At 69.4% G+C, this 13714-nt stretch carries 11 protein-coding genes; 9 read left to right on the top strand and 2 right to left on the bottom strand.

The window, feature by feature from the left end:
* Window positions 1-383 precede the first annotated feature (383 nt).
* Window positions 384-2585, top strand: a complete 2202-nt coding sequence (locus G7Y49_RS10910) for a serine/threonine-protein kinase (RefSeq protein ID WP_165173732.1) — start codon at window positions 384-386, stop codon at window positions 2583-2585.
* 38 nt (window positions 2586-2623) lie between these two features.
* Here the strand turns inward: G7Y49_RS10910 and G7Y49_RS10905 are convergent, their stop codons facing one another.
* Both G7Y49_RS10905 and G7Y49_RS10900 read right to left on the bottom strand, forming a co-directional pair.
* Window positions 2624-3493 (bottom strand): PfkB family carbohydrate kinase, encoded by an 870-nt coding sequence (locus G7Y49_RS10905; RefSeq protein ID WP_165173731.1) that lies wholly within the window; start codon window positions 3491-3493, stop codon window positions 2624-2626.
* Entirely contained in the window at window positions 3490-3690 is a 201-nt protein-coding gene (locus tag G7Y49_RS10900) for a DUF6724 family protein (protein ID WP_165173730.1), read from the bottom strand. Before G7Y49_RS10900 ends, G7Y49_RS10905 begins: the two co-directional genes overlap by 4 nt.
* A 201-nt stretch (window positions 3691-3891) precedes the next feature.
* Here G7Y49_RS10900 and G7Y49_RS10895 point away from each other — a divergent pair, with 201 nt between their 5' ends.
* The 8 genes from G7Y49_RS10895 to G7Y49_RS10860 all read left to right on the top strand — a co-directional run.
* Window positions 3892-6324, top strand: coding sequence for a hybrid sensor histidine kinase/response regulator (locus tag G7Y49_RS10895; protein WP_165173729.1), 2433 nt, complete (start codon window positions 3892-3894; stop codon window positions 6322-6324).
* An 81-nt stretch (window positions 6325-6405) separates the two neighbouring features.
* Window positions 6406-7701 (top strand): serine--tRNA ligase, encoded by a 1296-nt coding sequence (gene serS / locus G7Y49_RS10890; RefSeq protein WP_165173728.1) that lies wholly within the window; start codon window positions 6406-6408, stop codon window positions 7699-7701.
* A gap of 30 nt (window positions 7702-7731) precedes the next feature.
* On the top strand, window positions 7732-8943 hold the full coding sequence (locus tag G7Y49_RS10885; RefSeq protein ID WP_165173727.1) for a hypothetical protein: 1212 nt from the start codon (window positions 7732-7734) through the stop codon (window positions 8941-8943).
* Window positions 8944-8949: 6 nt separating this feature from the next.
* Window positions 8950-9351, top strand: coding sequence for a hypothetical protein (locus G7Y49_RS10880; protein ID WP_165173726.1), 402 nt, complete (start codon window positions 8950-8952; stop codon window positions 9349-9351).
* A gap of 70 nt (window positions 9352-9421) precedes the next feature.
* Window positions 9422-10708, top strand: coding sequence for a PLP-dependent aminotransferase family protein (locus G7Y49_RS10875; RefSeq protein ID WP_241157392.1), 1287 nt, complete (start codon window positions 9422-9424; stop codon window positions 10706-10708).
* Window positions 10708-11718 carry a D-alanine--D-alanine ligase gene (locus tag G7Y49_RS10870; RefSeq protein ID WP_165173724.1) on the top strand — a complete coding sequence of 337 codons (1011 nt, stop codon included), beginning with the start codon at window positions 10708-10710 and terminating at the stop codon, window positions 11716-11718. The genes G7Y49_RS10875 and G7Y49_RS10870 overlap by 1 nt, the downstream gene beginning before the upstream one ends.
* Window positions 11719-11875: 157 nt before the next feature.
* Entirely contained in the window at window positions 11876-12460 is a 585-nt protein-coding gene (locus G7Y49_RS10865; protein WP_165173723.1) for a YtxH domain-containing protein, read from the top strand.
* Between the two features lie 162 nt (window positions 12461-12622).
* The coding region (locus tag G7Y49_RS10860; protein ID WP_165173721.1) for a hypothetical protein at window positions 12623-13714 on the top strand (1092 nt) is incomplete at its 3' end.

Below are 13714 nucleotides of genomic sequence, written 5' to 3'. Positions count from 1 at the left end.
CCGTTTTTCCTCTTCTGCTTTTTGACGAACAATTCTTCTCCTGACCTGCGGATACCCCTTTTCTCATTATACCATACCAATAACAATCCCTAACGCAGATAGTCATAAATTTTTGACAAAAATAAAGACCTGGAACGGCCTTTGACCAGGGAATATGTAAAAACGGATCAACTAATCAGCTGCAAAACTCGGGAGGAGGACGGCGGGGCGGCGGGGTCGGGCATGGGCACCTGCGCTTCGCTTTCGTTGGATTTGCGTGGACGTGCAGGAGGCTGACGGCTCGGGCGTCTTTCGGGAAGTATGATAGCATGTGCGTGAGCGCCGCCCGAGCGCGCGCTCGCCTTATCGCAGATCAAACGAAGTACGAGAGGCGCCCACTCGGCATGGCCCGTACCCAGCTCATACTCGACCGCTACCGCGTCATCGGCAAGGCCGGCGCGGGCGGCTACGGCACGGTCCAGCACGCCTACGACACCCACCTCAAGCGCGACGTCGCCATCAAGTGCATCGAGCTCTCCGAAGCCGACGTGGCGCGTGCCCACCTGCTCGCCATGGAGGAGCGCCTGCAGCGCGAGGCCGAGGAGCGCGCGGCGCGCGAAGCGGAAGAGCGGGCGGCGCGCGCGGAGCTTGACGCCGCACCCGCGCGCGAGCCGCTTCCCTGGGAGGACGACTTCGAGATTCCCGACTCCCCCGACTTCCCCGAAGAGCCGGCCTTCCTGCGTCGCCGCGCGGGCGCCGGGGCTGGTACCGGGGCTGGCGCTGGGGAAGCCGGCGCCCACGACGTCGGAGTCGCGAGCGCCGACGCCGGTCCCGGGGCCAACGTCGTGGGCGCTTCCGCCCCCTCAACCCCCTTCGACAGCTTCGACTCCTTCGATGACCCTGACGACCTTGACGCGGACGACCTGTTCGACCACATCCCCGGCCTCGCCGAGGCGCAGACCGTCGCCAAGCTCAACGACGCCAACATCGTCACGGTGTACGACTGCGCGGTGGAGGGCGCCACGGCTTACATCATCATGGAGTACGTGGAGGGCAAGACGCTCGCGCGCATCATGCGCGAGATGGGTGACGACATCAGCCTCGACGTGATCGCCGCGGTGTTCAGCTCGGTGGCGCACGCGCTCGAGTTCGCGCACGACGCCGACGTGCTGCACCTCGACGTGAAGCCCGAGAACGTCATCGTGAACACCAAGGGCGTGGTGAAGGTGACCGACTTCGGCCTGGCCACGCTCATGGACGCCAGCGGCCAGGGCACCGCGGGCGGCGGCACCATCGGCTACATGCCGCTCGAGCAGATGCGCCAGGAGGCGCTTGACGTGCGCACCGACGAGTGGGCGCTCGCGAGCCTCACCTACGAGATGCTCTCCGGTGCGAACCCGTTCTCCGCGCCGGGGCTCGCGGAAGCCGAGGAGGCCATCGAGGAAGCCGAGCTCGTGCTGCCGTCGCTGTGCTGGGACGCGCTCGACGCGGCGGCCGACGACATCATGTTCACGGCGCTCGACCCCGACCCTGACGAGCGCTACGAGTCGGTGGCGGCCTTCGCCGACGAGCTCACGCCGCTTCTGGGCAACGCGCGGGCGGGCAAGCGCGCGCTCGCGGCCATCGTGAGGGAAGAGGAGCCCGACGTGCCGCCCGAGCCTGAGGCGCCGCGCGAGCCCCTGCCGCCGCTGGTCGATCGGCTGGGGCCGACGGGCGCGGCGGTCATCGCGCGCGTGCTCGCCGTCGCATCTGTGGTGATGGTGAGCGCGGTGGCGCTCGTGAACATGCGGTTCGGCGGCGCGGGGCTGTTCGGCGTTGCGTCGGACCTCCCCGTCGCGTTTTGGGCGGTGCTCGCGGCTCTGGCAGCGCTCACGGCGTGGCGGCCCGCCTTCGGCGCGCTCGCCGCTTACCTGTGCTTCGCGGCGATGCTGCTGCTCAACTTCGCGTTCGTCCCCGGGCTGCTGCTCTTGGCGGCGGCGGTCACGTGGTGGTGGTTCGTGGGCCGCTTTGGAAGCGGGCCGGCCGTCTGCGCGCTGCTGCAGCCGCTTTGCGGCTCGGTCGGGCTCGGGGCGCTCTCCGCCGTGGCGGCAGGCGCGGTGCTCGACGTGCGCGAGGCCGCGGCCACGGCGGCGTTCTCCGCTCTGGCGGCGATCGCCTTCGCGTCGCTGGGGTCGTGTGACCTCATGAGCTGGGACATCCTTGCGAACGCGCTGGTGCCGGCGAGCGCGCAGATCGCGGGCGCGAGTGTGGCGAACGCTTTCGTGGACGTGGTCGCTACGCCTTTGACCTGGTGCGTTGCGGTGAGTTGGATTGCGGCTGCGACGCTGTTCTCGCTGTTCTGCATGAGAGGGACGCGCGCGTTCGACATAGCGGGCGCCTGCGTGGCCGCGGCGGCCCTCGTCGTCGGCGCCGTGGCGGGAGCGGCCCTGGCCGCCGGGATGGGCGTCGGCGCTGGCTCCGCAGGTGCAGCTGCCAGTGCCGGCCTAGCCGCTGGATTCCCAAGCCCTCTCGCGCTCGTGGGCACGCTCGTCCCCGGGGCGGTCGGCATCGTCCTCGCCGTGGCAAGCCTCTGCGACCGCGTCCGCCTCGAGGAAGGCGAGTGGTAGCGCGCCGCAGCGTGCCACCACTCGCCGTGCGGGTGTCTTTACCCTAGAAGCGCGGTGACCTTTCCGAGCAGGGGCTCGAAGCTCACGCCGCGGTCGCGGAAGTCGGGCTGCTGGGCGCTTACGATCATGGCGTCATGCACGAAGTCGCCGGCGAACGCGACGGCGTCCTCGAGGTTGCGCCCGGCCATCACGGCGGCCATCACGCAGGAGGCGTACACGTCGCCGGTGCCGTGCAGCATGTAGGGCAGATACTCGTTCGACACCTCGCGCACGGGCAGGTCCTTGCCGCCGACGAAGTTGCGGATCACGCCCTCGCCCTCGCGCTGGATGCCCTTGAGCACCACGTTCTTCGCGCCGCGCTCGACGAGGGCGCCCACGAGGCGCGCGGCCTCCGCGTCGGTGATGTCGGTTCCGGCCCACTTCTCGCCGATGGGCTCGCCCAGGATGATGGCGGCTTCGGTGAGGTTGGGCGTGAGGATGTCGGCGTCGCAGGCCAGGCTCGCCATGGCGTCGCAGAGCTCAGGCGTGTAGGTGGGGTACACCTTGCCGTGGTCGGCCATCACCGGGTCAACCACGCGCAGCGCCTTCGGGTAGCGCTCGTACAGCGAGCGGATGACGTCAACCTGCTCCGGCGCGCCCAGAAAGCCCGAGTACACCGCGTCGATCTCGACGCCGATTCCCTGCCACGCGGCCAGGTAGTCGACGAGGATGTCGGTGGTGTCGTGCATGTACCAGCCGGGGAACGCCGTGTGTGACGAGAACAGCCCGGTGGGCACGGGGCACACGTCACAGCCGGCGGCGGACAGCACGGGGATGGCCACGCCGAGCGAGCACTTGCCGTAACCGCACAGGTCGTGCACGGCCGCGACGCGCGGGATGTAGGCGTCTTCACGTTCGTAGAGTTTCAAAGCTCATTCTCCTCTTCGTCATCGTCGTCGAACAGCGACCAGTCGTCCTCGGTCTTCGCATGGTTCCTGAACTGCCTGCGCGTCTTCCTCTCGAGGATGAAGCACACGATGATGCTGATGACGGCGCCGGCGCCGACGAGCACGCCGATGCCGGGCATCGTTTCGAACAGGAAGTGGTAAACCTCGCCAATGTCCATAGTTGACAGCCTCGTTACGTTTCAGGATCAGGCGCGCAGCGCGAGATCGCCATCGCTTAAGCTACTTGAATCGGAGAAAGTATACTATCTGTTACGCGCGCTGACGCAATCTCCACGGGGATTGGCGCTTTTGCGCGCACTCGGAAGAGGGGGCGAACCTTGGCCGCCGGCATGCGGGAAAAGAGCAGCCGACTCGTCGTCGTGAGCGTCATCGCTCTCGCGGCGCTGACGCTCGTGCTCGCGACCTTGTCAGGCTACCTCGAGGAGAAGCTCGAGCAGTCGGGGGAGCGGCAGGCCCTCGCCCTCACCGTGCAGGCCGCCCAGTTCGCCAACGAGGTCATGCGCACCGGTGAAAGCGCAGGTGGCGAAGGGGAGGGGACGCCGCCGCAGGGCGCGGCTGACTCCGCAGGCGCAGCCGATCCCGCAGGTGAGGCCGACCTCGCAGGCGCAGCCGACCTCGCAGGCGCCGCGGCGCCGCCGCAGGGCGCGGCGGCGTTCGGCAAGATCGACACCATCCTCGTGTTCAACGCCGCCACGGGACGCGTGGCGGAGGCGTCGACCGAAGAGGGCCTGCTCGCGCAGCCCGTCGAGCCGGGCTCGCTCGTGTACGACCTCGCGTGGGAGATGCTGTACGCCTACGACGAGCGCCTCGCGTCGTCTTCGCTGCGCCTCCCCTTCGAGCTGAGCGCCGAGGAGAGCGCCGAGAACAGCCTCGAGCGCATGCGCGCCGCCGTCGCCGCCGGCGACACCTACCTTGACCTGGGGCTCGCCCACGGCGATGAGTACTACGTGGCGCTCGCCCCCGTGGGCGAGGGCGCGTGGTACGTCTGCAGCATGATCCCCGCAGCTGACATGCGCGCCGAGGCAGAGGTGGTGTCGGCGGTGTTCGCCGTGGTGTTCGCGCTGAGCGGGGCGTGCGTGGTCCTGGCCATCGTGCTCGCGCTGTCCGCCTACCGCCGCCAAGCGCGCGAGCACGCCATCAAGATGCGCACCCGCCTCTACGAGGCGCTCTCCGACAGCCTCGACTTCGCCGTCAACCTGTACTCTCCGGCAGACGACCACGTCACGCCCATCGTGGCGAAGGGCGTTGACATCTTCGGCGTGCGCCTGGAGGAGCTCATCAAGGACCCCGGCCTGGCCGAGCGGCTGCGCTTCTCCGACGAGGGCGTGGGCCTGCTTCGACGCCTGCGTGAGAACGAGGTCGGCGAGTTCGCCAAGGGCGAGTTCTCCTTCACGGCCGTCGGCGACCGCCGGCGCTACGTGGAGTACACGGTGCGCCCGCTCTCCTACGACGGCCGGCGGCAGGTGCTCGTGGTCCTGCGCGACATCACGGCCGACCGCGCCATCGAGCTGTCGATGCGCGACGCCATGGAGGCGGCCGAGGCGGCCAACCGCGCGAAGTCGGAGTTCCTCTCGCGCATGAGCCACGAGATCCGCACGCCCATGAACGTCATCCTGGGGATGCTCAAGATCGCGCGCCGCAACATGGACGACCCCGAGAAGCTCACGTCGAACCTCGACAACATCGAGAACGCCTCGGCGCACCTGCTCGACCTCATCAACGAGGTGCTCGACATCTCGAAGATCGAGAGCGGCAAGGCGGGCTTCGACGAGAAGCCCTTCAACCTGCGCGACGCGGTGCGCTCCATCGAGGATCTGGTCGCGCCCCCGTGTCGCGACAAGAGCCAGGAGTTCTCGTGCGTGATTTCAGGGCCGGTGGACGCGTGGTACCTGGGCGACGTCGTGCGCGTGCGCCAGATGCTGGTGAACCTGCTCGCCAACGCGGTGAAGTACACGCCTGACGGCGGTCGCGTGGGGCTCGAGGTGACGGCGGCCTGCGTGCCCACGCTCCCGGCGGGCTACCGGCGCCTCACGTTCGTGGTGTCCGACAGCGGCATCGGCATGGCACCGGATTACCTCGAGCACCTCTTCGAGCCGTTCGCCACGGAGGGCCGATCGCGCTCGCAGGGCACGGGCCTCGGCATGCCCATCGTGAAGAACATCGTGAACACCATGGGCGGCGACATCCACGTGGAGACGGCCGAGGACGAGGGCACCACCTTCACGGTGGTGGTCGACATGCGCCTGGCGGAGGAGGGCGACGCCTGCGGGAACGAGGGTGGTGCCTGCGGAAACGAGGACGACGCCTGCGGGAACGAGGACGGCGCCCGCGGGAACGCAGACGGCGCCCCCGCCCCCGCTCCCGCAGGCGCCGAGGGGTCGCTCGCGGGCGCGCGCATCCTGGTCGTGGAGGACAACGACCTCAACGCCGAGATCGCCTGCGAGCTCCTCTCCTTCGAGGGCGCGCACGTGGAGTGGGCCGCCGACGGCAAGGCGGGCCTCGACGCGTTCGCCGCCTCGGACGTGGGCGCCTTCGACGCCGTGCTCATGGACGTGCAGATGCCCGTGATGAACGGCTACGAGGCCACGCGCGCCATCCGCGCGCTCGACCGCGCCGACGCGCGCGAGGTGCCCATCATCGCCATGTCGGCCAACGCGTTCGCCGACGACGCGCTCGCCTCGCTCAAGAGCGGCATGAACGCGCACCTGTCCAAGCCCATCAACATGGCCGAGCTGACGGGCGCCCTCATCACCGAAATGGCCCGCCGCCGTCCGCGCCATGCGCTATACTAGGGCGACTATTGGGAAACCGGTTTCGGACGGCGCAAGCGCGGGTTTCGGCGCGCGCCGCCGACCAACGAAGGAGCGCTGCTCATGCTAGACATCAAGTTCGTCCGCGAAAACCTCGACGCCGTGGCCGAGGCGATGAAGAATCGCCACGCCCCGTGGGATTCAGCGGCGTTCTCAGAGCTTGACGAAGCCCGCCGCGAGGCCATCCAGCAGGAGGAAGCCCTCCAGGCCGAGCGCAACGCGCTCTCCAAGTCCATCGGCCAGATGATGTCCCAGGGCAAGAAGGACGAGGCCGCAGCCGCCAAGGAGCGCGTGAGCGCCATCAAGGACGAGCTGGCGACCGTGGCCGCGCGCCGCGAGGAGGCTGACACCGCCCTGCGCGACCTGCTCATGCACGTGCCGAACATGCCCGACGCCTCCACGCCGGTGGGCGACGACGAGAACGACAACCCCGAGGTGCGCCGCTGGGGCACGCCGCGCGACTTCGCCGCCGAGGGCTTCGAGGCGAAGGCCCACTGGGACCTGGGCCCCGAGCTCGGCATCATGGACTTCGAGCGCGGCGTGAAGCTGGCCGAGAGCCGCTTCTACCTGCTCGGCGGCCTGGGCGCCCGCCTCGAGCGCGCGCTCATCAACTTCATGGCCGACACGCACACCTCCCGCGGCTACAAGGAGTGGTGGTGCCCGGCGCTGGCGAACGCCAACACCCTCACGGGCACGGCGCAGCTGCCGAAGTTCGAGGAGGACCTGTTCAAGACCACGGGCGGCCTCTACCTCATCCCCACGGCCGAGGTGCAGCTCACCAACATCCACGCTGGCGAGGTGCTCGACGCCGACAAGCTGCCGCTCAAGTACTGCGCGTTCACGCCGTGCTTCCGCGAGGAGGCGGGCAGCGCCGGCCGCGACACGCGCGGCATCATCCGCGTGCACCAGTTCTCCAAGGTGGAGATGGTGAAGTACGCCAAGCCCGAGGAGGCCTTCGACGACCTCGAGAGCATGGTGGCCGACGCCGAGAACATCCTGCAGCTGCTGGGCCTGCCGTACCGCGTCATCAGCCTGTGCACGGGCGACATCGGGTTCTCCTCCGCGAAGACCTACGACCTCGAGGTGTGGCTGCCGTGCTACGACGGCTACAAGGAGATCTCGTCGTGCAGCTGCTGCACCGACTTCCAGGCGCGCCGCGCGAACATCAAGTACCGCGACCCCGAGCACTTCAAGGGAAGCCGCTACGTGTACACGCTCAACGGCAGCGGCCTGGCGGTGGGCCGCACCATGGCCGCCGTCATCGAGAACTACCAGAACGCCGACGGCACGGTGACCGTGCCTGACGTGCTCGTTCCCTACATGGGCGGCGTGACGGTCATCAAGCCCGAAGAGCTGTAAGCTCGCACTCCGCGCGTTTGGCGGCATCTGGTGGCAGAAGACAAGCCCGACGGAGCCTTGAGCCCCGTCGACATAATCGCCCAGGCGCGTGGCTCGCTCGGCTCCGAGCAGCTTGCGGCGGGGGAGCCCGCGGGCTCCTCGTCGCAGGCGCCGCGGACGCGCGAGGAGCACCTGAGGCGCGCCACGGGGTCGTTCTCCGCCGTCAGCGCCGACGCCGCGGGCGACAGGCCCAAGGCGCGGGCCGGCAAGGCTGCGAAGACGAACAACCCGCGCGTGCTGAAGGCCGAGGCGGCGAAGGAGGGCGCCGGCGAAGGGGCGAGCGCGCCTGGCGAAGGCGCTGCGGCGGGCGCGGCCGCTGAGGCGAACACGGCTGCTGCGGCGAGCGCGGCCGGCGAAGCGAGCGCGGCTGGCGAAGCGAGTGTGGCCGATGCTGGCGCGGCCGGCTCCGCGAAGCCCGCCGAGGATGCGAAGCCCGCCGACGGAGCGAAGCCCGCCGGCGCAGACGCGGCCTCTGACGACGCGAAGCCCGCGCGGCCCTCGGTTGCGCAGTCCGCGCGCGTGGCGCGTCCCGCGAAGGACGACGAGCCCGCGAAGCCGAAGCCCTCAAGCGCCAAGCCGGAGCGCCGCCGCTTCACCCCGCCTGGCGGCAAGCTGGTCGCGCTCGTGGCCTGCGCGGTCGTCGTGGCGGTGCTCGCGGGCGTGATCGGCGGCTTCTCCTTCTTCCGCTGGGGCTCCGCGGACGACGCCGCCGACATCCAGGGCACGTGGTACATCGAGGGCACCGACGTGCCCATCACCTTCACCGAGGGGGACATCGTCCTCAACGACGAGGTCACGTACCGCTACGTGCTCAACGCCGACGAGAAGAACATCGTCTTCACCTTCAGCTACCTGCAGGGCGCGGGGCACTACCGCTTCTCGCTCGACCGCCAGCAGCTTGCCATCATGGACGGCGCTTACAGCTGGTGGGACACGCTCGTCGACGACCTCGGGTGGACGATCGGCGCGCTCGTCTCCGCGGCGCAGGGCACGCCTGCCTCGCCGGCGGGGGAGGGTGACGTCACGCTGCTCTCGCGCACGTCGGCCTCTGCGAGCGCCGCCGCGGCCGAGGCCGGTCCTGCGGACGGCGCCGCGGTCAGCTCCGAGGGAGGTCTCGCGGCCGTCGCGGAAGGCGCCTCCGACCCCTCTGCCGACCCCGCCCCCGACCCCGCAGCCGCCCCCGACCCCGCCGCGGCCGAGTAGCCCCTCGTGGACGCCCTCGCCGTCGAGCGCGTTTCGGTCAGGCGCGGGCGCCTCTCGCTGCTCGTGCGCGTCGCGCCGGACGCCCCACACCTCACGAGCCCCGCCCTCGCACGCGCCATCCTCGCCGAGCGCCCCACGCTGGCGTACCACACGTGCGTGAACCCCTTCGGCCCCACCTTCGGCGACGCCATCGCTTGCACGTCCCTTCCGCACGTACTCGAGCACGCGATCATCGACGAGCAGGTGCGGCATCCGCGCTCGCTCACCGACGCAACGTTTGTAGGAACGACGGAATGGCTCGACGAGGCGGCGGGGCTGGCGCGCGTTGAAGTAAACTTCTCGGATGATCTCGTTGCGCTCGAGGCGATGCGCAACGCGTTGTCGTTCGTAAACGGAAAGGCGGTGTAAGAGAGGCATGTCAACAGCACACATCACATTCGATCAAACGGGTGGCAAAGTCGCCCGGCGCGTGACGAAGATGCGCTCGTCGGCGGTGCGCGACCTGTTCTCGGCCGCCGTCCGTCCCGACATCATCTCCCTGTCGGGCGGCATGCCCGACGTGTCGCTTCTGCCCGCGTCGGCGGTGCGCAAGGCGGTGCGCGCCGCGGTCGACGACCAGCGCGCGGTGGCCCTGCAGTACGGCGCCACCGACGGCCGCGTGGAGACGCGGCAGGTGTTCTGCGACCTCATGCGCGACATCGGCGTGCGCTGCAAGCCGGGCAACGTCCTGCTCACGAGCGGCGCGCAGGAGGCCATCGACCTGCTCGCGAAGGCGTTCGTCGACCCCGGCGACATCATCTTGGCCGAGGGCCCCACCTACCTCACGGCGCTCCAGGCGTTCTCCGCCTACGAGGCCGACGTGCGCTGCATCGACTTCGACGACGACGGCATGCGCATGGACCTGCTCGAGGAGGAGCTCGAGCGCATCGGCAAGGGCAATCCGCGCCTGAAGCTGTGCTACGTCATCCCCAACTTCCAGAACCCCGGCGGCGTCACCATGATCCCCGAGCGCCGCAAGCGCCTGCTCGAGCTCTCGCACGAGTACGGCTTCATGGTGATCGAGGACGACCCCTACGGGCGCCTGCGCTACGAGGGCGGCCACCAGATCCCGCTCAAGGCGCTCGACGACGACGTCATCTACCTCGGCACCATCTCGAAGGTGTTCGCGCCGGGCCTGCGCACGGGCTGGATCGTGGCGCCGAAGAGCGTGCTCTCCAAGGTGAACCTCGTGAAGCAGGGCACCGACCTGTGCGGCAGCTCGTTTGACCAGGTGGTGGTGGAGCACTACTTCACCGACACGCCGTGGCAGCGCACGCTGCAGAAGTTCGTGCGCACCTACCGCGTGCGCCGCGATGCCATGCTCGCCGCGCTCGAGGAGTTCTTCCCGCCCGAGGCCACCTGGACGCATCCCGAGGGCGGCTTCTTCGTGTGGGTCACGCTGCCCGCCTACGTTGACACGGGCTCCATGCTCGGCGCGGCGCTCGACGCGGGCGTCACCTACGTGCCGGGCGACTCGTTCTTCCCGGACGGGCAGCGCGGCAAGAACTGCATGCGCATCAACTTCAGCTACGAGACCCCTGAGAACATCACCGAGGCCGTCCGCCGCCTCGCCGGCGTGATCGAGGAGCGCCTCGAGCTCTACCGCGTGTTCCTGGAGGCGGGCGCGATCAAGGACTCGGGCAGCGACCAAAGCAGGGGTTCGAGCAGGGGCTCAGGCAAGGACTTGGGCAAGGCCACCGACTTCGAGCAGACAAGGAGCGAATGATGAAGGTTGCGGTTTTGATGGGCGGCTCGTCGTTCGAGCGCGAGTTCTCCCTCGCCAGCGGCAAGAACGTATGCGCGGCCCTCGAGGAGGCGGGCCACCGCGTGGTCCCGCTCGACACCAACGCCGACCTGGTTCCCACGCTGCGCAGCGAGCGGCCCGACGTGGTGTACAACGCGCTGCACGGCAAGCACGGCGAGGACGGCACCATCCAGAGCCTGCTGGAGTTTCTGGGCATCCCGTTCGTGGGCTCGCCCGCCAGCGTGTGCCACCGCTCGTGGAACAAGGACGCGCTGCACTCCTCGCTTGAGAAGTACCGCTCCATCACGGGCGAGGCGGCCGTCGCCTCGTGGCCGCAGGGCGTGTTCATCGCGCGCGACGCGTTCAAGGACATGGGCGCCGCCACGGCGCTCGACCTGGTCCCCGAGCGCGTGATCGGCGGCTACCCGGTGGCCGTGAAGCCCGCGCACGGCGGCAGCGCGCTCGGCGTGCACCGCGTGGACTGCCAGGAGGACCTCGGCGAGGCCGTGCTCGACGCGCTGTCCTACGACGACGCGGTGAACATCGAGCAGTGGGTCGAGGGCGTGGAGGTGTCGGTGGCCATCCTGGGCACGGGCTGGGACGCCTACGCGCTGCCGCCCGTGGAGATCGTGCCGAAGGGCGCGTTCTACGACGCCGAGGCGCGCATCAAGGACGGGCTCGTCGACTTCCACTGCCCCGTGCGGCTCGCGTCGCTCTCGCCCGACGAGGCGCAGGCCCAGGCCATCCGCGCCGAGATCGAGCGCGCGGCCCTCGAGGTGTACCGCGCTTACAGCGTGCGCGACCTCGGCCGCGTCGACCTCATCTGGGACGGCGGGTCCGCGCGCTGCTTCGAGCTCGACGTGTCGCCGGGCATGACCGAGCGCTCGCTGTTCCCCACCGCCTGCGCCGCCGCCGGCCTCACGCTGCCCGCCGTGCTGAACGAGCTGGTGGAGCAAGCCCACGCGCGCGGCGACGTGTTCCACGCGATCTAGCCTGCGCTGCCTGCCCCGCGGCCCTCGGCTGCGGGGCTTTTTCCCCACCAGGTAACGGCGGGGTTCCCAAAAGTAGAACCCTCATGTGTTTCACGGGCGCGGGGGCCGGGCTCGCCTATAATGAGCCCAACGCTCAAGCAATCCCAAGGAGGCAGTCATGGCCAACAAGTTCGGAGTATTTGTCATCGGAGGCATCGTCGGAGCCGTTGCCGCGCTCTTCGCGGCGCCGCGCTCCGGTGAGGAGACGCGCGCCATCGTCGCCGACAAGGCGAACGCCGTGCTCGGCGACGCCCAGGACTGGGGCTCGCAGGCCGCGGCCGGCGCCCAGCAGGTGTACCAGCAGGCTGTCGCGAAGGGCGCTGAGGTCGCGGGCGACGTGACGGCCAAGGGCGCCGAGATCGCCAGCGACGTGCGCGCCAAGGGCGCCGAGGTCGTCGAGGAGGTCCGCGACAAGGGCGCCGACGTGGTCGAGAACGTGCAGGAGGCGGCCGGCAGCATGAAGCCGGTGTTCACCGAGAAGAACGACGAGCTGCGCGACAAGATCGAGGCCGCGCGTGCGCGCATCGCCGCCCAGGTGGCGAAGAACGCCGAGGAGAGCGCCGCTGCCGCCGACGAGGCCATCCCCGCCGTCGCCGCCGAGGCGCACGAGGTGGTCGACGCCGCCGAGGACAAGGCCGCCGACGTGGTCGAGGGCGCCCAGCACGCCGCCGAGAAGGCCGCTGACGCGATCGACCCGCAGTAGTCGCCCGTTCGCTCGCGGCTGGCTTCACGTGAGCCCGCGCGTCGCTTCTGCACCAAGATAGCATCAAGTTCCGACGTGCCCTTCATACGGTGCCGATATAATGCGGTCAGGCACGGGGTCGAACCCCCGGCCTGACCGCTTTTTCATAGTGAGGACGAGTTCGTGACGCAGCGACTGATTTGCACCAAGGACCTTGTGGGCATGAGGGCCTGGATCGAGAAGCCGAAGAAGAAGGACCCTGACGCCGCCAAGAAGATGGGGAAGGTGCGCGCGTGCGTGTTCCACCCGCAGGAGAAGCGCTGCGTGGGGTTCATCGTGAAGCGGCCCGACCTCGCGCTCATGTTCCGCCGGAAGGACCTGTTCGTGGCGTACAACGGCTACGAGCTGCTCGACGGCGCCATCCTCGTGCACGACGACCCCGCCGCCACCGACAAGGGCGCGTGCAACGCGCTCGGCGTGAACTGGGACGAGTGCGTGCTGTGGGTGGGCCTGCCCGTGATGTGCCAGGACGGCACCGCCTTCGGGCTCGTGGGCTCGATCACCTACGACGCCGACACGGGCGCCATCGTCACGCTCGACGTGACGCAGGGCGCCACGGCCAACGCGCTTCTGGGCATGCGCCACGTGCCCGCTGACCTGATCCGCGGCTTCCGCTACGGCATGGGGGCCGAGCTCTCCGTGTCTGACCAGGAGGGGGGCGAGGACGTCGTGCGCGGCGCCATCCTGGTGGACGACGCCGTGAAGGGCCTGCCCGTGGAGGGCGGCCTCGCCGAGAAGGCGGGGGAGGCCACGGCGGTGGCGGGCGACAAGGCGCGCGCGGCCGTTGACGCGGCCAAGCCGAAGATCGACGAGGCGAAGGCGGCTGCGGGCGAGGCGGCCACGAAGGGCGCCTATGCCACGGGCCGCCAGCTCAAGCGCGCGACGCACATGTTCTCCGACTTCAAGGACGAGTTCGCCCGCGCCTCGGGCAAGGCGGGAGCGCCGGGCGAAGATGACGAAACGGTAAGTCTTTCGTCATCTTCGGGTGAGGTGGCTGCGATAGCATCGAAGGCGGACGAGGACGTCGACTACGTGTTCGTCGACGAGGACGGCAACGAGGTGGTGTTCGTCGACGAGGACGGAAACGTCATCAGCGACCCGAGCCTTATAGACGAGGAGTTCGACTTCGCCGACGACGTCGTCATCGAGGCGGGCAAGCCGGCCGGCGCCGGCGCGGCCGCTGCCGGCTCGCGCGCGAGCGCGGGGGCCGAGGGC

The sequence above is a fragment of the Adlercreutzia sp. ZJ242 genome, assembly GCF_011038995.1.
GTDB lineage: Bacteria > Actinomycetota > Coriobacteriia > Coriobacteriales > Eggerthellaceae > CAAEEV01.
Note: the sequence above shows the minus strand (reverse complement) of the source record. Positions and strands in the feature narration are given on the sequence as shown.

What these genes read in the sequence shown, in the direction of transcription:
- G7Y49_RS10910 (WP_165173732.1), top strand. Translation starts at nt 384, where the DNA reads ATGGCCCGTACCCAGCTCATACTCGACCGCTACCGCGTCATCGGCAAG.
- G7Y49_RS10900 (WP_165173730.1), bottom strand. Translation starts at nt 3,690, where the DNA reads ATGGACATTGGCGAGGTTTACCACTTCCTGTTCGAAACGATGCCCGGC.
- serS (WP_165173728.1), top strand. Translation starts at nt 6,406, where the DNA reads ATGCTAGACATCAAGTTCGTCCGCGAAAACCTCGACGCCGTGGCCGAG.
- G7Y49_RS10875 (WP_241157392.1), top strand. Translation starts at nt 9,422, where the DNA reads ATGCGCTCGTCGGCGGTGCGCGACCTGTTCTCGGCCGCCGTCCGTCCC.
- G7Y49_RS10870 (WP_165173724.1), top strand. Translation starts at nt 10,708, where the DNA reads ATGAAGGTTGCGGTTTTGATGGGCGGCTCGTCGTTCGAGCGCGAGTTC.
- G7Y49_RS10865 (WP_165173723.1), top strand. Translation starts at nt 11,876, where the DNA reads ATGGCCAACAAGTTCGGAGTATTTGTCATCGGAGGCATCGTCGGAGCC.